General features: G+C 60.7%; 16 protein-coding genes, 2 tRNA genes and 2 pseudogenes. 4 read left to right on the forward strand and 16 right to left on the reverse strand.

Annotation, left to right across the window (positions count from 1 at the left end; genetic code table 11):
• Positions 1-61 precede the first annotated feature (61 nt).
• From BANAN_RS06970 to BANAN_RS06985, 4 genes are all read right to left on the reverse strand, one after another.
• Positions 62-137 (reverse strand) — tRNA-Arg (locus tag BANAN_RS06970).
• A 90-nt stretch (positions 138-227) separates the two neighbouring features.
• Complete coding sequence (locus BANAN_RS06975; protein ID WP_014698203.1) at positions 228-1184, reverse strand: tetratricopeptide repeat protein; 957 nt, start codon at positions 1182-1184, stop codon at positions 228-230.
• Between the two features lie 65 nt (positions 1185-1249).
• Positions 1250-2260 carry a DUF8094 domain-containing protein gene (locus BANAN_RS06980; RefSeq protein ID WP_014698204.1) on the reverse strand — a complete coding sequence of 337 codons (1011 nt, stop codon included), beginning with the start codon at positions 2258-2260 and terminating at the stop codon, positions 1250-1252.
• Positions 2257-3606, reverse strand: coding sequence for a hypothetical protein (locus BANAN_RS06985; protein WP_014698205.1), 1350 nt, complete (start codon positions 3604-3606; stop codon positions 2257-2259). Before BANAN_RS06985 ends, BANAN_RS06980 begins: the two co-directional genes overlap by 4 nt.
• 95 nt (positions 3607-3701) lie before the next feature.
• On the opposite strand from BANAN_RS06985, the gene BANAN_RS06990 reads away from it, so the two are divergent.
• Positions 3702-4670, forward strand: coding sequence for an FKBP-type peptidyl-prolyl cis-trans isomerase (locus BANAN_RS06990; protein WP_048340847.1), 969 nt, complete (start codon positions 3702-3704; stop codon positions 4668-4670).
• A gap of 90 nt (positions 4671-4760) precedes the next feature.
• Here BANAN_RS06990 and nucS read toward each other — a convergent pair whose 3' ends face one another.
• From nucS to BANAN_RS07040, 10 genes are all read right to left on the reverse strand, one after another.
• Complete coding sequence (gene nucS / locus BANAN_RS06995; protein ID WP_004219182.1) at positions 4761-5465, reverse strand: endonuclease NucS; 705 nt, start codon at positions 5463-5465, stop codon at positions 4761-4763.
• Positions 5466-5888: 423 nt separating this feature from the next.
• The gene (locus BANAN_RS07000; RefSeq protein ID WP_014698207.1) at positions 5889-6197 is read right to left on the reverse strand and encodes a F0F1 ATP synthase subunit epsilon; all 309 of its coding nucleotides are present in this window, start codon (positions 6195-6197) and stop codon (positions 5889-5891) included.
• The gene (atpD, locus tag BANAN_RS07005) at positions 6197-7684 is read right to left on the reverse strand and encodes a F0F1 ATP synthase subunit beta (RefSeq protein ID WP_014698208.1); all 1488 of its coding nucleotides are present in this window, start codon (positions 7682-7684) and stop codon (positions 6197-6199) included. Before atpD ends, BANAN_RS07000 begins: the two co-directional genes overlap by 1 nt.
• Positions 7685-7693: 9 nt before the next feature.
• Positions 7694-8614 (reverse strand): F0F1 ATP synthase subunit gamma, encoded by a 921-nt coding sequence (locus BANAN_RS07010; RefSeq protein ID WP_014698209.1) that lies wholly within the window; start codon positions 8612-8614, stop codon positions 7694-7696.
• A 3-nt stretch (positions 8615-8617) separates the two neighbouring features.
• Complete coding sequence (gene atpA / locus BANAN_RS07015) at positions 8618-10258, reverse strand: F0F1 ATP synthase subunit alpha (RefSeq protein ID WP_014698210.1); 1641 nt, start codon at positions 10256-10258, stop codon at positions 8618-8620.
• 63 nt (positions 10259-10321) lie between these two features.
• Positions 10322-11155 carry a F0F1 ATP synthase subunit delta gene (locus BANAN_RS07020; RefSeq protein WP_041777049.1) on the reverse strand — a complete coding sequence of 278 codons (834 nt, stop codon included), beginning with the start codon at positions 11153-11155 and terminating at the stop codon, positions 10322-10324.
• Between the two features lie 57 nt (positions 11156-11212).
• Positions 11213-11740, reverse strand: a complete 528-nt coding sequence (locus BANAN_RS07025; RefSeq protein WP_004219173.1) for a F0F1 ATP synthase subunit B — start codon at positions 11738-11740, stop codon at positions 11213-11215.
• A gap of 53 nt (positions 11741-11793) precedes the next feature.
• Positions 11794-12024 (reverse strand): ATP synthase F0 subunit C, encoded by a 231-nt coding sequence (gene atpE / locus BANAN_RS07030; RefSeq protein WP_004219171.1) that lies wholly within the window; start codon positions 12022-12024, stop codon positions 11794-11796.
• Positions 12025-12075: 51 nt separating this feature from the next.
• Positions 12076-12888, reverse strand: coding sequence for a F0F1 ATP synthase subunit A (atpB, locus tag BANAN_RS07035; protein WP_014698212.1), 813 nt, complete (start codon positions 12886-12888; stop codon positions 12076-12078).
• 292 nt (positions 12889-13180) lie between these two features.
• A complete protein-coding gene (locus tag BANAN_RS07040) occupies positions 13181-14209 on the reverse strand; it encodes a homoserine O-succinyltransferase (RefSeq protein ID WP_014698213.1) in 1029 nt (342 codons plus the stop codon).
• Between the two features lie 124 nt (positions 14210-14333).
• Between BANAN_RS07040 and BANAN_RS07045 the strand changes: the two genes are divergently transcribed.
• A tRNA-Met gene (locus tag BANAN_RS07045) sits at positions 14334-14410 on the forward strand.
• Positions 14411-14914: 504 nt separating this feature from the next.
• The gene (frc, locus tag BANAN_RS07050) at positions 14915-16246 is read left to right on the forward strand and encodes a formyl-CoA transferase (protein ID WP_014698214.1); all 1332 of its coding nucleotides are present in this window, start codon (positions 14915-14917) and stop codon (positions 16244-16246) included.
• 94 nt (positions 16247-16340) lie between these two features.
• Here the strand turns inward: frc and BANAN_RS07055 are convergent.
• Together BANAN_RS07055 and BANAN_RS07060 are read right to left on the reverse strand one after the other, a co-directional pair.
• A pseudogene (locus BANAN_RS07055) lies at positions 16341-17259 on the reverse strand (IS3 family transposase).
• A pseudogene (locus tag BANAN_RS07060) lies at positions 17205-17727 on the reverse strand (IS3 family transposase). The pseudogenes BANAN_RS07055 and BANAN_RS07060 overlap by 55 nt, the downstream one beginning before the upstream one ends.
• 275 nt (positions 17728-18002) lie before the next feature.
• Between BANAN_RS07060 and BANAN_RS07065 the strand changes: the two are divergent.
• Positions 18003-18701, forward strand: coding sequence for a type IV toxin-antitoxin system AbiEi family antitoxin domain-containing protein (locus BANAN_RS07065; protein ID WP_014698217.1), 699 nt, complete (start codon positions 18003-18005; stop codon positions 18699-18701).
• The last annotated feature ends 234 nt before the right edge of the window (positions 18702-18935 follow it).

The following is an 18935-nucleotide window of genomic DNA, read 5'->3' on the forward strand; positions in this document are numbered from 1 at the left end:
CCACGAGCCAAAACGAAAAAGTCTGGAATATCGGCATTTCGGTATTCCAGACTTCTCAACATGGTGGGCTCAATGGGATTCGAACCCACGGCCTTTCGCTCCGGAGGCGAACGCTCTATCCACTGAGCTATGAGCCCATGCCTGCACTACTTTACACGTTCGCCTGACTTTCCGCCAGCAGGCGCGTATGTAATGCGGACACCGAATGGCGGTCGCGATACGACCGATCAGTACATGAGCGTGGCCAGGCGGCGACGTGCACGTGCGAGACGCTCGTCGGCGGCCTCGGGAATGAGGAAGTACTCGAGCATGCGTTCGCGAATCGGCTCCACCGCATCCGGATGAGCTGCCAGGTAGTCGAGCAGACGGTCGAAGGCATCCTGAATCTGGCCGCCGATCATATCGACGTCGGCCACGGCCAGCTGCGCGTCAAGGTCGTCCGGATTTGCCGCGGCCTTCTCGCGTGCCTCACGCACGTCCGCATTCGCGGAACGGGCAAGCAGCAGCGCCTTCGCACGCTCGCGCTTGGCGAGTTCGTCGTCCGGCTCACGTTCGAGAACCTGTTCGTAGGCGTCGGCAGCGCCCGCATAATCGCCCTCCTGGGCCAAACGGTGCGCTTCGGCGTGCTCAGGCGGCACGGCGGGTTCCTTCTGCGTGTCTTCCTTGCCGTCGTCGGCGTTCTGCAGCGTGATGTACGGCGCGGTACCGGTGACACCGGCCTGTGCCGCGACCTGCACGAGTTGCGGGAGCACCTGCGTGGTGATCTGCGTCATTTCGTCACCTTGCGGCATGCCCTGCAGAATCGGCATTGGTCGGCCGCCAATCAGCGCGAACAACGCGGGCGCACCCTGCACGCCGAATGCCTGCGCGATCTCGGGTTCGCGGCTCACGTCGATGCGCGCGAGCTGCAGCTTGCCGTCCATGCCGTTGACCGCGTCGCCGAGTTCGCGGGCCATGTCGAACAGGCGATTGTCGGTGGGCACCCACATGAAGATGACAATCGGGTAGGTCGCCGACGCCTGCGCCACGGCCTGGAAATTGCTCTGTGTCACATCGATCACATAGCCACCCGCGGCCGGTGCGCCACCTGCTTGCCCCGGCTCCGCCTTGACCTGATGCTTGAGTCCCTCGAGGTCGATGGCCCCTGCCAATGAGATTCCCGGCTTGATTTCACGTTCCGGCATGATGCCCCTTTCCGCGCGTGTTCGCGCGCTGTTGAACGTTTGCAATATGCGTGTGCAAAAAACTGTTAGATCGCCTCGACCTTGACTGGCTGGCGTTCCGCGCCCACCGCCGTGATCTTCGCGTTCGCCTTGGCCGACGGTATGTAGAGTGCGACCACGTTCACATAGGTGACGCGCATCGTGCTCGTGGCCTTCGCGTCGCCGAACAATGCCTTCTCGGAATCCGACGCCGGCTGGGACTCACGTCCCTCGCCCGCTGCGCGCGTCCACACCGAGTTGATCTGCGCCACTACCAGATCGCCGCCGTCAGCCGCACGCATGATGCGCATCTGGCCGTCCACCGGTTCGAAGGTCTGCGTTTGCGTGCCCTTGTTGCGCTCCATGCCCTGTTGCACGGTCTGCGAAAGCGTGGCGAGCTCCTGACGCAGGTAATCGTTGTCGAAATCGCCTGCATACTGGCTCTTGTCGCCGTTCTGCAGCACGTCCGCGTAACGCTTCACCGCTTCCTTCGGCGTCATCTTGAGATTGTCGTCGTTGTCGGCGCCCATCTGCGCGCCGATCTGCGGCACGGTGAACTTCGGCATCTGCACGCCTTGGAACAGGCGCGCGACTCCCCACAGCTTGTAATTCTGCCGTGCGCTTTCCTGATCGAACACGAGCAGGCGCTTCGACTGCTGGTCCTGCGTGGTCGTGGTGATCGTGAACACGCTGCGCGGCCATCCGCTATCGGTCGGGATGATCGTCTGTGTGATCGCATCGGGAATCTCGGTCTTCGGATCGAGATTGCCGGTTTTCTGCGCCACGGCGAGCTCGCTTCTGCGAATCTCGAGTTCCGGGCCCGACATCGCACGGTCGAGGCCGTCTGCCGACTTTGCATTGTTGCATTGCTGGATCGCGTCGAGCAGCTTCTTGCGTATCGCTTTTTCCTGCTCGGTGGTGAGATTCGGCGACGCCGAAGCTGAGGCGGTCGCCTGCACTGGTTCCGGCAATTGCCCTTCGCATGCGCCAAGCGTCACGCACATGCACAACGCAAGGCCGGCTGCACCCAGAGAAACGGCTTTCCTATGCGTGTTCATTTGCCCTCCTTGTCGCCCGACTCGGCGGCCGCGGACTGCTCCCCTTCGGTTTCTTCCTGAGAGGCTTCCCCGCCCTCGCTCGTCTCGGTGACGTCTTCGGGTTCCGTGGATTCAGTGGATTCATTGGACTCCGCAGACTGCTCGTCTTCGGAGGATTCAGATTCGTCGGTATCCTGCACGCGCTCGGCCTCCGGCTTGCCCTGCTCGGACGGCGTGGACGATTCCATGCCGACTTCGCGGGCCAGACGTGTGAAGTAGTCCTGCAGCTCGGCTTCGGTGATCACCGAAGTGGTGGTGCCATCGGTGGCAGACCCGTCGTTGGAGACCGTTCGCGTGCCCGTTTCGCTCGCCTCATCGGAGCCATTCGCCACGGAGACCTCCACGCTGGCGTTCTCATTCGCCTGCTGTGCCTGTTCCGCTACCAGATTTCGTGCGTGCGGATCCACGATGGTCGGGGTTGTCGGCTGCTCATCCTCCTGCTTGCCGGCATGCCTGCCGTGACGTGGACCATCCTTGGTCTTGGACTTGCCCTTGCTCCGCGGTTTCAGCGCCGCGAGGGAGCCTGCAAGCGCCTCGCCTATCTTCGGTTCGTCCTTGCGCTGTTCCTGCCGTTCCTGACGGGCACGTTCGGCGTCTTCGCTCACTTTCTTGCGGCGCGCACTCATGTCCATGGCGAACACCGAGGCGCACAGCACGGCGAGCACCGCACACAGGCCGCCCGCGAAATACCACGGGATGGAGAAGTTCGGAATGTCATGACGGGTCCAATGCATCTCAAGCGAGCCATCGGAAACCTTCTGACCGAAGTCCGCGAGCACCACATCGGTGTCGGAGGCATTCTTGAGGTCGAGCGATGCCTTGCCGGCACCGCAGTTGACCTCTTTCCACATATTCGAATCCTTGAAGGCGACGTCGGCGTCGGAGGTGTTCGCCTCGCCTTGTGCACCCTGTTCGGCGTAAGACAGTGTGGACCAATTGGAAAGTCCGGTGATGCGTTCGTATGACTGCCCCGCCAGCCAACCAGCCGCATCCTTGGGCGATGTGAGCGCCATGCACACGCCGTCGTTGGCGGTGGCGCTCGGGCTCGCGGCTTCAATTCGAACGTTCTTGTCAACCAGATTGGCCACGCCCTGGTCGATGAGCAGGTATTGCGTGTTCCGTACCGGCGCGGTCGCGGTAATCTGCGGATTCGGCTGCCAGATGGTCTGGTTGAGAATACCGAAAACGATGCAGGCGACCGCCAGGAGGCCAAAGATCGGCGTCACCACGCCGCGCATGATTTTCGCGTGGCGCGTCGGCTCTTTCTTGGTGCGAGTCTGCTCTCGCTGTTCGTGTATGTCTGTCATATCTCTCCTATTCTAGCGCTGTATGCAGATTCAGCTTCTTGCCTGAGCGCATATACATTCGGCGAAATACATGCGCGCGGATATTCTTGGCAGGTATGACACAAGCCAAATCAGCAGGAATCCACAAACGGGCGGTGCGAGCCGTGGCCGCGATGTGCGTGGCCGCGACATGTTTTGCGTTCGCCGCCTGCGGAAATAGCAATACATCCGAATCCACCGAAAAATCTTCCGCATCTTCCTCCGCCGGCTCGGGCCTGACGAAGATCGAGGGCGTGAAGGACACCGCGAAGGTGGGCGAGAAGCCGGTCCTCGAGTTCAAGAAGCCGCTCAATGTTCCTGATAATTCCTATGCCATCTTGCAGGAAGGAGACGGCGAGGTAATTAAGCCAGGCAACCGCGTATGTGCACAGGGAATGGCCGTGGACGGTAAAACGGGCGATATCAAGATGAGCACTTGGGAGACCAACCAGATGGATTGCTCACTAGTGGCGCCTAAAAAAGGTGAAAAAACATCTGCGTTGCTGTCGGTGATTGATGGCCTCAAGCTTAACTCCACCGTAGTATTCGGCAGCAATGACAGCACCGCCGACTCATCCAATCTCATAGTGATGACACTCAAGTCGCAGTCCACTGACCTCACGAAGGCCGAGGGCACGAAGGTGAAGAACATTCCGTCGAATCTGCCGAAGGTGACGAACGCCGCCGACGGCAAACCCTCCATCGACATGAACGGCTACAAGGGCAGCGACAAGCTCGTGGTGCAGCCGCTCATCGAAGGCAACGGAGACAAGCTCGAATCGAACAGCTACGCAGTGGTCAAATACACCGGCTGGCTGCTCGACGGCAAGCAGTTCGACTCGTCGTGGGACCGCAATTCGACCTTCGACGTGAACATGCAGGGCGGCGTGATCGAGGGATGGCTCGAAGGACTCAAGGGCCAGAAGGTCGGTTCCGAGGTGCTGCTCGTGGTTCCGCCGTCGCTCGGGTATGGGGACCAGGCGCAGGGCGAGATCCCGGCGAACTCGACGCTCGTGTTCGTCGTCGACATTCTCGCGAAGTACTGATCGGCAACCTCGCATATCGCATTGATATGGAAGCGCCCCGTGGGTCTCAGGCCCACGGAGCGCTTCCATATTCGGGCAGATACCGGCCATCTAGAACAGGCGCAGTGCGCCATCATCGGTGCCCTTCATGTCGTCGTAATCGAGCAGCAGGCAGTCGAAACCGCGGTCCTTGGCAAGCACCTGCGCCTGCGGGGTGATCGTCTGTGCGGCGAAGATGCCGCGAACAGGGGCGAGCAGGGGGTCGCGGTTGAGCAATTCGCAATAGCGTGTGAGCTGTTCCACGCCGTCGATGCCGCCGTGCCGTTTGATCTCGATGGCCACATGCGTGCCGTCGGCGTCGATGGCCATGATGTCCACCGGGCCGATTGCGGTCGGGTATTCACGGCGCACGAGCTTGGCGCCCTCCCCTATGCGCTCGATCTGTTCGGCGAGATACCGCTGCAAGTGGTCTTCCACGCCATCTTTGCGCAGTCCCGGATCGGTTCCCAAATCGTGCGTCTCGTCGCTGTAGATGTGCTGCAGCGTCACTTCGAGCACATCGTTCGTTTTCGTGGACTGCACGCGAATGATCTTCTCCGGCGTGGGTGTTGCCGGGTCATCGTCGGCGTCCTGTGGGGTGATGTCTTTGATCGTGCACGGGGACAGCATCCAGTTGAGCGGCTTGTACGAGCCGATCTCCGAGAAGATGAGCAAGCTGTTGTCTGCCTTGATGAGCAGGACTCGTTTGGCGAGCGGAAGGGAGGCCGAAAGGCGTCCAGTGTATTCGGCGCAGCAGTCTGCAACAATGATTCGCATGCGCTCAAGGCTAGCGACCCCTCTCCCCCAACCCTGCTCGCCCATGCCTCTAACCGGTGATTGGTGTCGGATGCGGGGCCGCCCGGGAAGGCTTCGTCACTGGATCGCAAGCGCCCTTTACGTTCCTCAACCTTTCCGGGCGGCCCCGCATCCGACACCAATCACCGGCAGCAACGCCTCAAGACTTCCGCCAATTCCATACGTTGACGTGTGGTTGCCGTGGGACGGATTGGGCGGGCGGCAGGGTTGAGGAACGTAAAGGGCGCTTGCGATCCAGTGACGAGGCCCTGCCGCCCGCCCAATCCGGCCCACGGCAACCACCAAGGTCTGGGAATCGTTATCTGAACGGCATATTCTGTCACCCAATATGCGAGTGGGCCACCCGGAAAGCCCGAGTGGCCCACTGAAGGGATTGGCGTTGGGTCAGCCCACGATGCCGCTCTGGTCAGCGCCCTCCGCCTGGAACGCGATGGAACGCGCGTTTTCAACAACCACGGTGAGTTTGTTGGAGTCGAAGGAGATGAAGCCACCCGTCACTTCGAACGAGAACTTCTTGCCGTTCGGATCGGTGATGTCCAAACGACCTTCCTCGATCACCGAAAGCACTGGCTCATGGCCGGGCAGAATGCCCATGCCACCCGCGTAGGCGGGAACCACCACCTGCTTCGCCTCACCGCTCCAGACCGGGCGCTCCGACGAAACGATGTTCACTGCAATTGCTGCGCCTGTCATCAGTCACCGTATTCCTTCTGCATCTTGTGCCACTTCTTCTCGAGGTCCTCGATGCCGCCGATGCCCGAGAATGCCTGCTCTGGCACGTTGTCGTACACGCCGTCGCAGATGCGGGTGAAGGCCTCGATGGTCTCCTCCGCAGGCACGTAGGAGCCGGGGACGCCGGTGAACTTCTCGGCCACGTAGAAGTTCTGGCCGAGGAACTGCTCGATCTTGCGGGCGCGGTTCACTATGGTCTTGTCCTCTTCGCCGAGCTCGTCGATGCCGATGAGGGCGATGATGTCCTGAAGCTCCTTGTTGCGCTGCAGAATCGCCTTGACGCGGTTCGCGCAGTCGTAGTGCGCCTGGCCCACGTAACGCGGGTCGAGGATTCGCGAGGAGGAGGACAGCGGATCCACGGCCGGGTAGATGCCTCGCGAGGCGATGTCACGGGAAAGCTCCGTGGTGGCGTCCAAGTGGGCGAAGGTGGTGGCAGGGGCCGGGTCGGTGTAATCGTCGGCAGGCACGTAAATGGCCTGCAGCGACGTGATCGAATGGCCACGGGTCGAGGTGATGCGCTCCTGCAGGGAGCCCATCTCATCGGCCAGGTTCGGCTGGTAGCCCACTGCGGACGGCATACGGCCGAGCAGCGTGGACACCTCGGAACCCGCCTGCGTGAAGCGGAAGATGTTGTCGATGAACAGCAGCACGTCCTGGTTCTGCACATCGCGGAAGTACTCCGCCATGGTCAGTGCGGTGAGCGGCACACGAAGACGGGTGCCTGGCTGCTCATCCATCTGGCCGAAGACCAGTGCGGTCTTCTCGAGCACGCCGGCCTCGTCCATCTCGCCGATCAGGTCGTTGCCCTCACGGGTACGCTCGCCGACACCTGCGAACACGGAAACACCGCCGTGGTTCTGCGCGACTCGCTGAATCATCTCCTGGATCAGAACGGTCTTGCCCACGCCTGCGCCGCCGAACAAACCGATCTTGCCGCCCTGCACGTACGGGGTGAGCAGATCGATGACCTTGATGCCCGTCTCGAACATCTGGGTCTTCGACTCGAGCTGGTCGAATGCCGGCGGGTTGCGGTGGATGGGCCAACGCTCCTTGATCTCGATCTTCTCGCCCGGCTTCTTGTTGAGAATGTGGCCGGAAACATCGAACACATGGCCCTTGGTCACATCGCCGACCGGCACCTCGATCGGGCCGCCGGTGTCGTGCACGACCGCGCCACGCACCAAGCCGTCGGTGGACTTCAATGCCACGCAACGCGCGGTGGAGTCGCCGAGGTGCTGTTCGACCTCGAGGGTGATGACGGCGTCCTTGACCTCGCCTTCCTCCTGCTGACCCATCTGCTTGATCTCAACGGTCAGCGCGTTATAGATGTCCGGCATGTGGCCCACAGGGAATTCGACGTCGATAACCGAACCCTGAATACGCGTCACATGACCAACGATTGGCTCCGCAGCCTCGTCAGTGGCCGCATTAGCTTGGTTCTCAGCCATTTCGCGTTCCTACTCTTCCTTTTTGTTCAACGCATCGGCGCTGCCGATGATTTCGGTAAGTTCCTGGGTGATCGACGCCTGACGTGAAGCATTGAGCTTGCGGGTCAGGTCGTTGATCAGATCACGCGCGTTCTCCGTAGCGGTATGCATGGCGTTCTGCCTGCAGGCCACCTCGGAGGCCGCCGCTTCAAACAGGCATTCATGGATACGCGAACGCACGTACCTTGGCAGCACGGTGTCGAGCACCTCGTCCAGGCTCGGCTCGAAGGAGTACAACGGGCGCACCTGCGGCGCAGTGGTCGTGTCCGGCACATTCAGATGCGACTTGTCTTCCTCGATCACCTCAACTGGCAGCATGCGCAGCACGCGCACCTTCTGCACCACCATGTTGATGAACTCGGTGTAGACGATGTACAGCTCGGAGACGCCGCCCTTGTCGGCCGGTTCCATGTATGCCTTCAGCAACGCACGGGAGATGGCATCGGCGACCTCGACGCCAGGCTTCTCGGTATCGCCTTCCCAAGACTGCGCCAACGGACGGTTGCGGTAATGGTAGTAAGACACCCCGCGACGTCCATACACGTACAGCTGCGGCTGCTTGCCCTTGCTTTCCAAACGGGCGAGCAGATCTTCGGTCTCACGAATAATCGACGAAGTATAGGCACCGGCCATACCTCGATCCGCCGTCAGGGCGAGCACGGCGACCCGTGGGTTGCCTTCGCCCTTCTTGACGATCGGATGCGAGATATGCGTGTGTGATACCAAGGTCTGGACGGCATCGAAAATCGCATCAGTGTACGGCTTCGAATCCAGCGCCAGCTGGCGGGCTTGCGCGATGTGCGAAGCCGCGATCATCTCCTGAGCGTTGAAGATCTTCTCCAACGAACCCGTGGAGGCGATCCTGCTTTTTAATGCGAGTTGCGATGCCATAGGTTACTTCTTTTCTTGCGCTGTGCTGGCCTTGATCTGCTCCTGGTCGACAGGGGTGACGCTCTTGGGAGCGGGCTTCTTGTCGACGAGCGGCTTGCCTGCCTTGGTGACGTAGGTTTCACGGAAGGCGTCCACGGCCTTGTCGAGGGCCTCTTCGGTCTCCTTCGTGAAATCGCCGGTGTCACGGATCGTCGTGAGAATATCCGTGTTGCGATCCACATACTCCAGCAGGCCATGTTCGAACGGCAGTACATCGGCGATTGCGAGATCGTCGAACTTGCCGTGCGTGCCGGCCCACACCGAGACGACTTCCTGCTCCATCGAGTACGGCGAGAACTGCGGCTGCTTGAGCAGCTCGGTCAGGCGCGCACCACGGTTGAGCTGTGCCTTCGAGGCCGCATCCAAATCGGAGGCGAACATGGCGAAGGATTCCAGCGAACGGTAGCGGGCGAGCGAGATCTTCAGCGTGCCGGAGACCTTCTTCAATGCCTTCGTCTGTGCAGCACCACCGACTCGGGACACCGAGATGCCGACGTCAACGGCAGGGCGCTGGCCTGCGTTGAACAGGTCGGACTGCAGGAAGATCTGGCCGTCGGTGATGGAGATCACGTTGGTCGGAATGTATGCGGAGACGTCGTTTGCCTTGGTCTCGACAATCGGCAGGCCGGTCATGGAACCGCCGCCCAGATCGTCGGACACACGTGCACAACGCTCCAGCAGGCGCGAGTGCAGGTAGAAGACGTCGCCAGGGTACGCTTCACGCCCCGGCGGACGACGCAGCAGCAGCGAGATCGAACGGTAGGCTTCGGCCTGCTTCGACAGATCGTCGAACACAATGAGCACATCCTTGCCGTTGTACATCCAGTGCTGGCCGATGGCCGAGCCGGTGTATGGCGCGATGTACTTGAAGCCGGCGGAATCGGAGGCCGGGGAGGCGACGATTGTCGTGTACTCCATGGCGCCGGCCTCTTCCAGGCTCTGCTTCACCGAGGCGATGGTGGAGCCCTTCTGGCCGATGGCCACGTAGATGCAACGCACCTGCTTCTTCGGGTCGCCCGACTCCCAGTTCTTCTTCTGGTTGATGATCGTATCGATCGCGATTGCCGTCTTGCCCGTCTGGCGATCGCCGATGATGAGCTGACGCTGGCCGCGGCCGATAGGGGTCATTGCGTCGATTGCCTTGAGACCGGTGGACATTGGCTGGTCGACCGGGTGACGGTGCATGACGTCCGGGGCCTGAGCCTCGAGAATGCGCCTTCCCTCGCTCTTGATCTCGCCCAGACCGTCGATGGGCCGGCCCAGCGGGTCGACCACACGGCCAAGGAACCCGTCGCCGACCGGCACGGACAGCACCTCGCCGGTACGGCGAACTTCCTGACCTTCCTCAATGCCTACGAAATCGCCGAGAATAACCACGCCGATCTCGCGAGCGTCAAGGTTGAAGGCCAGACCAAGGGTGCCATCCTCGAAGGTCAGCAGTTCGTTGGCCATGCAACCAGGCAGTCCCGTCACATGCGCGATACCGTCACCGGCAGTCGCCACATGGCCCACTTCCTGGGTCGGCGTCTCCGATGGCGTATAGGCTTCGACGAAATCATCGAGCGCCTTACGTATCGTGGCGGGATCAATGGTCAATTCTGCCATGATCACTCCTTATGTTTGTGTATACATTCAATCGGCCAGCCTTGCGGGCCGGCCACGCGCAGCCTACTCGCCCACTCCGGCTTTCACCTTGCGCTTGAGGTTCTCCAGCTGTGCGACAACCGTGTTGTCGGTGACCTCATCGCCGACCTGGACTCGCATGCCGCCCATGACGGTGGGATCGACCACCGAGTGAATATGGACCGGGTGCCCGGTCTTCTTCGAGTAGATCCGCACCAGCTTGTCAACCTGCTCGTCCGAGAGCGGGGTCGCCGTGGTGACGGTGACCATCGATTCGCCCATGTGGCGCGAGAACTTGTTGATGAGCCACTGCACCGACTCCAGGTAACGGCGGTTACGCGGGTTGCGTGTGCAATGCTCTGCCAAGCGCACGGTGATGCGGTCGAAATCCGCACCATCGATGAGCGAGTGCAGCAGTTCGTAGCGGACGTTCAGGGGACCCTGGTCGTCGGACAGATCGGCACGGACGACCGGCAGGTTGAGCAGCGCGGACTGGAGCTGCGCCAGCTGGATGGAGACCTCGAGGGTCTTCTTCTCATCGTCGGCCTGATACATCATGGCATCCACGGCGAAATCCTCGATCGCGTTGTCGATGTCTCGGGCACGGCTCCAGCTGCGGCTGACGAGATCGGTGAGAATCTCCATCGTCAGCGGCAACGCCTGCTTGCCAAGCAGATTGTTGAGCAGCGCCACCTTGTCTTCCGTGGGTCGGCCAGGATCAGTGAGCGCACGCGGAATGCGGGGATTGTGGTCGAACACGTATGTGATGGTGAACAGCTCATTGCCGATCTCCCATGCATCGTTGCCCGACTCACGCAGCTTGGCGGCAAAGGAATCGCGCGATTCGCGATCCGCCAAGCGTGACGCCTCTCCTTGCATCGGTCACCTCCCTTTCTTCACTCATACGTACGCCAAGCGCACGTGGGTGACGTAGCACTACTTCTTGCTTTCGTCGTTTTCCATGTCGGCGAGCATCTGGTCAATCATCTGCGTCTGCACAGCAGAATCTTGAAGCTCGGAGCCGAGAATCTTGGAAGCGAGCGAGGTGGCCAGAGAACCGACCTCACCCTTCAGATTCACCATGGCCTTCTGCTGCTGGGATTCCAGCGAGCGTTCGGCATTCGCGGTGATCTGCGCGGCCTCGGTCTCGGCACGCGAACGGGCGTCCGCGATGATATGCGAAGCCTCTGCGCGAGCGTCGTCGCGAATCTTCGAAGCCTCGACGCGAGCGGTGCTCAACTGAGCCTGGTACTTCTTCTTGGCCTCTTCGGCATCTTTCTGGGCTTGCTCCGCCTTGGCGAGGCCGCCCTCGATTTTTGCGGTGCGCTCATCGAAAACAGACTGGAACTTCGGCAGGAAGAACTTATAGAAGAACAGAGCCACAATGATCAGAATGATCAGCGACCAGACGATGTCGTATGTTTCCGGCAGAAACAGGTCCACGCCGTTAGCAGCAATGGTCACGTCCTCCTCCTTTCTTGTCCTCGTATGATGTGCTTCGGATTAGTCTGACTCGATCACTGGAAGATGAATGCAGCGACGAAGCCGAGGAGTGCGAGGACCTCGACGAATGCCAAACCGAGGAACATCAGGGTCTGCAGACGACCGCCAAGTTCAGGCTGGCGGGCGGTGCTCTCGATCGTCTTACCGATCAGGATGCCCAGACCGATGCCAGGACCAATGGCTGCAAGACCGTAGCCGACGACGTTCAGGTTGCCGGCAACCTCAGCGAGGGTAACGATATCCATTGTTGTTTCCTTTCTGGTCATTGCTTTTCAGCAACAGTTATTTGCCGGTGGTCAGTCGATCTCCGGGTAGCTCATATTGATGTACGCGGTGGTGAGAATCGCGAAGATGTAAGCCTGCAGGCAGCTCACCAGCACCTCGAACAGGTACATGAACATGCCGGCGGCAAAGGTCACGACGCCGAAGGGCATCATGAACTTGTTCACCACGTCAATGAGGAAGTACTGCGTGGCCGACAGGCACAGCGCAAGAATGAGATGGCCCGACACCATGTTCGCGAAAAGTCGGATCGTCAGCGAGAACGGGCGGATGATCAACAGCTCGAGCAGCTGGATCGGCGACAGCAGAATGTAAATCGGCCACGGCACGCCCTTCGGGAACAGCTCGTCGCGCAGGAAGTGGCCGAGTCCCTTCTCGCGAATGCCCGCAATCCAATACTGGGCGAAGCACCACATGGCGAAGACGAGCGGCAGCGTGATCGTGGCGCTCGCCGCGATGTTCATGCCAGGAATCTCACCGCACAGATTGAACACCAGCAGCGTGAGGAACACGGTGGTGATCATGGGCACGTAGCGCTTGCCACGCACCTCGCCCATCACCTGGTACACGATGTCTTTCTTGATGAACTCGATGAGCCATTCGACGGCACCCTGCCAGCGGCCAGGCACCAACTTGGCACGCGCAGCGGTGATTCCCAGCACCAGCAGCATGATGATCGTGGCCAGAATACGCACGAAGATGATGCGGTTGATTGCGAACGGCGTCCCTTGGAACAGGATCTCCGGGGGGAGGAAGTCGTCGATGCTCGGCATTTCCATCGATGACTCTGCAAGCGTCAGTGCGCCTGCGCTGAATACATCAACCATTCATGCCTCCTGATTGTCTCTCTGCTGCAAGTCTATGCCTTGGCGCCGCGGCGATTGTGACAAGTCTGTTACACCCGTACGGCATTGCCCACGGCAATCTACTGCATACCTTACTTCGCATACGCTACGGTCACCGTTGCTTACGCTCAACGAACAGTTCTCGCCGGTCGCCCGGCAGGCCACCGGACAACTGAACAGCGATTATTAGCCCGATAGTGGACATAGCGACACGGCACCGACACCGCCGTGTCACAACACCAGTTCGGCGGTGGGCGGCAAGGGACGGCGTGCCTTATTTGAGGCCGTAACCCGACGTGTCGAGCGGTAGGAACTGGTCATCGCGCGGCGAGCATGGGGCGTGTCGAATCGAACGGTCGGTGCCGAGTCTGCGTTCGGCACGCAGCTGCGGAACCTCGGACAGATCGTACGGGGTTGTCTGGTATACCCAGTTGAGCCAGTTGCGCCACAACAGGTTCGCATGCGCGCGCCAGGAGAACAGTGGGGCCAAGGCAGGGTCGTCGTTCGGGAAATAGTTCTGCGGGAATGGTACATTGCTCATGCCCTTCGCCATATCGCGCCGGTGTTCCTCCGCCAGCGTGTACTTGCCGTACTCCCAGTGCCCGAGTGCAAAGACCTCCGAAAAATCCCGCGTGGCGATCAGCCCGGGACCGGCCTGCGGCCCCCAGGTGAGCACCTGCAGCTCCGGATTCGCGGCGATGTCGGCCTCGTTCACCCCGGCCAATCGGGAATGCGGCTGCAGCGCGATCTCATCGAAGCCGTTCGTGAGGAAGCAGTACTCATCTTGCAGGAATTGCGGGAACACGCCGAACAGCTTCTCGTCGAGATCCATCTTGTGCACGCCGTAGCGCTGGTAGAGCGCCGCCATGGCGCCCCAGCACATGTACATCGTGGAAAACACATGCGTGGAGGCCCAATCGAGCACGCGCTTGAACTCATCCCAATAATCGACGTCCTCGAACCGCAGATGCTCGACGGGGGCGCCCGTCACGATCAGACCGTCGTAGCAATTGCCCTCGTATGCCTCAAGCGGTTCATAGAACTTCACCAAGTGGTCCGCGCTCACATGCTTCGACTCATGCGTGGAGGTCTTCATGAAGTCGATCTCGACCTGCAACGGCGACTTCGAGATGAGGCGCAACAGCTGCGTCTCCGTCTCGATCTTCTTCGGCATGAGGTTGAGAATCACCATTTTGAGCGGACGCACACGCTGGCGCTCCGCCTCCGGCTTCTCGAGCGCGAAGATGCGTTCGGAGTCGAGAATGGCGCGGGCGGGCAGTCCGCCGGGAATCTTGATAGGCATGTTCCCATTATGTTCATATATAAGAACAGAGCGGTCGCCCATCCCAACACACGGGAAACGACACGCCGACTTGACCTGCTCTCGAATCTGAGTAATATTATCTTTTGCTGTTTGAAACAGTCGACGCGGGGTGGAGCAGCTCGGTAGCTCGCTGGGCTCATAACCCAGAGGTCCATGGTTCAAATCCATGCCCCGCTACCACTGAGGGCTAGGAATCGAATTCCTAGCCCTCTTGCTTTTCCAGCGCGAAACCGACTCCGCGCACCAATCGGATCTACGGCACCGTACACACTCCCCGTTTCATTGGCCAGATTGGGAACGCCAGCGAAATACAGCCACTGGCGAGCACGATTCAGCGGCCACTTTCTGACACACAGCACGGAACAGCCAACGGACGATGGTGCAGACCAGGAAAACGCGGGAACAATCTGCTTTCATCGGCCAATTTGGTATCGTCAGCACAAAATGGCCAGCGAGTAAGCGCTTACGGCGGTCATTTTGTGAACAAACAACCTCAATGGCCAACAAAACACGGGAAAACACAGGACCGCGCACATGAAGTGAGAAGCGACCCATACACCGAAAACTATTCTCGGGAAAGACCCTTCCTCCACGGGCTGGAACTTGCCCCTAGTAGCTGAAACAAGTCTCAATAACAACGTTTCGTGCATATATTGAATGCAACTGACTACAAGGAGGTCATGTATGGCTGACAAAAGCACTGCCCCACTGGCAGGCATCAAGGTAATCGACTGGACGCAGGTTCAGTCCGGCCCTTCGTGCACCCAGATTCTCGCATGGCTGGGCGCCGAGGTCATCAAGCTCGAGAAGGTGCATGGCGGCGACCCGACCCGTAACGAGATGAACGACGTCGATGGATCGTACTCGCTGTACTTCCTGCAGCTCAACGCCAACAAGAAGTCGATCACGCTCGACATGAAGGACCCGGAAGGCAAGAAGATCCTCACCGACCTGCTCAAGGACGCGGACGTGTTCGTGGAGAACATCGGCCCGGGCGATGTGGAGAAGCTCGGCTTCGGCTGGGACGAGGTCCACAAGATCAACCCGAAGTGCATCATGGCCTCCCTGAAGGGCTTCAACCAGGGCAGCCGCTTCGAGCATGTCAAGGCCTTCGAGCCTGTCGCCCAGTGCGCAGGCGGTGCCGCCTCGACCACCGGTTGGTGGGAAGGCGACGAGAACGTACCGACCCAGTCCGGTGCAGCCCTCGGCGATTCGAACACCGGCATGCACCTGACGATCGCCATCCTCACCGCACTGCTGCAGCGCGAGCGCACCGGCGAAGGCGTATTCGTGTACCAGTCCATGCAGAATGCAGTGCTCAACCTGTGCCGCATCAAGCTGCGTGATCAGCTGATTCTCGATCACCTGCACCAGCTTTCCTACTACGACTGCTACCCGGGCTACAAGTTCGGCAAGGCGATTCCGCGCGCGGCCAATGCCGAGGGCGGCCTCGTGCTCGGCTGGTGCTATCGCGCCAAGGGCTGGGAGACCGATCCGAACGCTTACGTGTACATCGTCATTCAGCAGTCCCAGAAGGGCTTCGAAGAGTTCTGCAACGCCATGGGCTTCCAGGATTGGCTCACCGATCCGCGATTCAACACCGCGAACGCCCGCGATGAGCACAAGCAGGAAGTGTACAAGCGCGTCGAGGAATACACGATGCAGTACGACAAGTACACGCTCACCAAGGAACTCGGTGCCAAGGGCGTTCCGGTGGGCCCGGTGCTCGACTGGAACGAACTCGAGAACGATCCGGATCTCAACGAGGACGGCACGCTGATCACGATCGACCAGGGCGACGCCCGCGGCAAGTTCAAGACGATCGGCCTTCCGTTCACGATGAGCAACTACGCGCCGGACTACCAGCGCGCACCGAAGCTCGGCGAGAACAACGAGGAGATTCTCAAGTCCCTCGGCTACACCGACGAGCAGATCGCCGATCTGGCGACCAAGGGCGTCATCGGCTCGAACGATGGCGTCAAGGCAGACCTCACCGCCGCTCCGGCACAGGCCTGATTGCGCTGCTATGATCGCTCGTCCGCGATCATGATGTGTATGCGAAGGGGCGCCCACCATTGTGAACTGCGCCCCGTTTGTTGGACGTTGTTTATTAGGATAGTCCTTTCGCTTGGACCGTGAGGAACATGTCCCGGTATTCCGCCGGGGTGTGTCCGCCGAGTCGTTCCTGGCGTCGTTGGGTGTTCCAGTGCACGATGTAGGCGTTGAGCTCGGCTTCGAACTGTTCGTACGAATCGAAGCTGTGCCCGCGGTAGAACTCGTCCTTGAGATGGCCGAACACCTGCTCGGTGGCGGCGTTGTCCAGGCAGTTGCCCTTGCGGCTCATGGACCGGCGTATGCCGAGCCGTTCGAGTTCCCCGCGCCACCAGCGGTGCTGGTACTGCCATCCCATGTCGGAGTGCAGGACGGGCCGGGCGTCCCGGGGCAGGCGGTCGGCGAGCCGGGCGAGCAGCCGCCTCTGCTGGCCCAGGTCCGGTCCTGCGGACGTGTCCCAGGCGACGATTTCCTTGCTGGCCATGTCGTAGACGGGGGCCAGGTACGCCTTGGAGCTGGCGACCTTGAACTCGGTCACGTCGGTGCCCAGTTTCATGAACGGGGCCACAGCGGCGAAGTCGCGCCGCTACAACTCGTACCGGGGCGCCGCTCTCGCCCCGGTACGAGTTGTAGCGGCTCCATGAGTTGGGACGGCGTATGACGCATCGAAGGCCCATGCGGCGCATGACCCTGAGCACGCTCTTGGCCGACACCCTCTGGCCGAACTCATGCACCAGGCACATGCGCACCTTCCGGTGCCCGCACCCGTTGGGAGTGCGCTCCCACACCCTCCTGACCAACGGCTCGAGGTCGGGCCGGGTCACGTGCGCCGGACGCGAGAGCAGCCGGTAGTACGTCGACCGGGCAAGCCCCGACACGGCCAGCAGATGCGCCAGCCGGTGCCCTTGCCCTGCAAGCCGTTTCACGAGCGCGGCCTTGTCGCGCCTCGTGACCTCGACACCTGCAGGGCATGCAATTTTTCCAGGTAGGCGACCTTCGCCTCCAGGAACGCGAGCTGCTCGGCCAGCTCCTGCTCGCGCGTGGCAGCCGGCGCCGGCCCGTTGGATGAACCCCGGGGCCGGCCCTTGGCCCGGGGCCGCAGCGCCTCGGCGCCCCCCCCCCGCACGGTACTCGCGGCACCAGCGCTCCAACGGCGCGATGCTGGCTATATGGTGCCTGGCCATGGCCTCCGCCTTGCCCACACCCCGGTCCACCACATCACGCACCGCCGCGACCTTGGTCTGCCAATCGTAGCTGCGTCTGCCCCCGGCTCCCATCACGGCACTCCTTCCACCGGACCGATACAACACGATCCATTTTCCCGCAGTGCCCCGCGGAACCGCAAGCCGACGGGCCAGCTGCCTGACCGACACCCCCGCCCCGATCAGCGCCACGGCCCGGCGACGCACGTCATCGCCATGCCGCCTCCTTCGATCCACTCCCATCGAACGAACCACACCTCCGACCATCGAATCTGAATTCCACCAGTCCCACAATCGGGGTGCAGTTCACCCAAGCTCCGCATCCGCGCTCTGCATCTGCGTAAAAAGAGACAGGTGGAGAACGCCACACGTCCCCAATTACGCAGAGGGAGGCTGCGACAGAGGAGAATAACCTGTCGGTTTTGATGTGATAACCGCGAAGTTATCCACATGACCCCGTCGAGCTTGTATCTGCATTCAACGCCCCATAGCGTCGAAATATGAAATGTAGCAAAGCTTTGGCAACAATCGATGCTCAGGCGTGCACCGAACAACGTTGCATTCTGCCGCGGAATCCGCGCGAAAAGCGCCTGCTCACCCGGCGGTGTTCGGCAGGCGCCCTCACGCGCCTCTACCCGGGCTTGTACATGCATCCGCAGTATCTGGCGCAGCTGAATCCATTCGAACGAAAGATGCATCTCGTACGCGCATTGCATCTGCTGCACAAACAGTGGGTTTTCGCGGGGTCGACAGCAGCGTGCATCCATGACCTGCAGATTCCGTACATGGCGCTTGGCAGTAAAATCCACATTGCGAGCCCTTCGAAGCCGCATCACAACGACTGCGCGCAATTGCAGCGTATACATAATCCGAATGCGGAGTGGGACTTCGTGAATGGCGTTCCTGTGACATCGCTGACGCGCACCGCCGTAGATGGCGTGAACACGATGGAGGATTGCTGCTCGATTACGGTGCTCGACTCGTGCCTACGCTCCGGTGTCGGCGAGGAAGACCTGCTCGCGGCATGCAGTCTGCCGAACGACAATGTCAATCTGCTCCGCGCCATGCTGCCATATACGACCATTGCAAGCGAGAACGGCGGGGAGGCGTACACGCACGCTGTGATAACCTTCCGCTTGGGTTTCGCGAGACCTCGCCAACAGGTGGAGATCGTCGACCCGCTCACCAGACGCATATATCGCACAGATTATTATTAGGAGACCGAAGACGGCCTCATCATTGTCGGCGAGCTGGATGGCGAGCAGAAATACACAGACCCATCCATGACGCGCGGAAGATCGGTGAGCGAGGTCATCGACGCAGAACGCGAACGCGAGGCCGCTTTGCACCGTGCCGGCGTGGATGTGATTGTACGGTTCACCTTCAGTGATGTGCTCAACGGCGAGTCGTTGCGCCGAAAAACTCAAACAGGTTCACGTACCTCGCGCGTA

It is taken from the genome of Bifidobacterium animalis subsp. animalis ATCC 25527 (assembly GCF_000260715.1).
Classification (GTDB): domain Bacteria; phylum Actinomycetota; class Actinomycetes; order Actinomycetales; family Bifidobacteriaceae; genus Bifidobacterium; species Bifidobacterium animalis.

Bases quoted from the DNA above. Each gene is read 5' to 3' on its own strand.
- atpE (WP_004219171.1), bottom strand. From the start codon at position 12,024: ATGGATATCGTTACCCTCGCTGAGGTTGCCGGCAACCTGAACGTCGTC.
- BANAN_RS06980 (WP_014698204.1), bottom strand. From the start codon at position 2,260: ATGAACACGCATAGGAAAGCCGTTTCTCTGGGTGCAGCCGGCCTTGCG.
- nucS (WP_004219182.1), bottom strand. From the start codon at position 5,465: ATGCGAATCATTGTTGCAGACTGCTGCGCCGAATACACTGGACGCCTT.
- BANAN_RS06985 (WP_014698205.1), bottom strand. From the start codon at position 3,606: ATGACAGACATACACGAACAGCGAGAGCAGACTCGCACCAAGAAAGAG.
- atpD (WP_014698208.1), bottom strand. From the start codon at position 7,684: ATGGCTGAGAACCAAGCTAATGCGGCCACTGACGAGGCTGCGGAGCCA.
- BANAN_RS07000 (WP_014698207.1), bottom strand. From the start codon at position 6,197: ATGACAGGCGCAGCAATTGCAGTGAACATCGTTTCGTCGGAGCGCCCG.
- frc (WP_014698214.1), top strand. From the start codon at position 14,915: ATGGCTGACAAAAGCACTGCCCCACTGGCAGGCATCAAGGTAATCGAC.
- atpA (WP_014698210.1), bottom strand. From the start codon at position 10,258: ATGGCAGAATTGACCATTGATCCCGCCACGATACGTAAGGCGCTCGAT.
- BANAN_RS07010 (WP_014698209.1), bottom strand. From the start codon at position 8,614: ATGGCATCGCAACTCGCATTAAAAAGCAGGATCGCCTCCACGGGTTCG.
- BANAN_RS07040 (WP_014698213.1), bottom strand. From the start codon at position 14,209: ATGCCTATCAAGATTCCCGGCGGACTGCCCGCCCGCGCCATTCTCGAC.
- BANAN_RS06975 (WP_014698203.1), bottom strand. From the start codon at position 1,184: ATGCCGGAACGTGAAATCAAGCCGGGAATCTCATTGGCAGGGGCCATC.
- atpB (WP_014698212.1), bottom strand. From the start codon at position 12,888: ATGGTTGATGTATTCAGCGCAGGCGCACTGACGCTTGCAGAGTCATCG.
- BANAN_RS06990 (WP_048340847.1), top strand. From the start codon at position 3,702: ATGACACAAGCCAAATCAGCAGGAATCCACAAACGGGCGGTGCGAGCC.
- BANAN_RS07020 (WP_041777049.1), bottom strand. From the start codon at position 11,155: ATGCAAGGAGAGGCGTCACGCTTGGCGGATCGCGAATCGCGCGATTCC.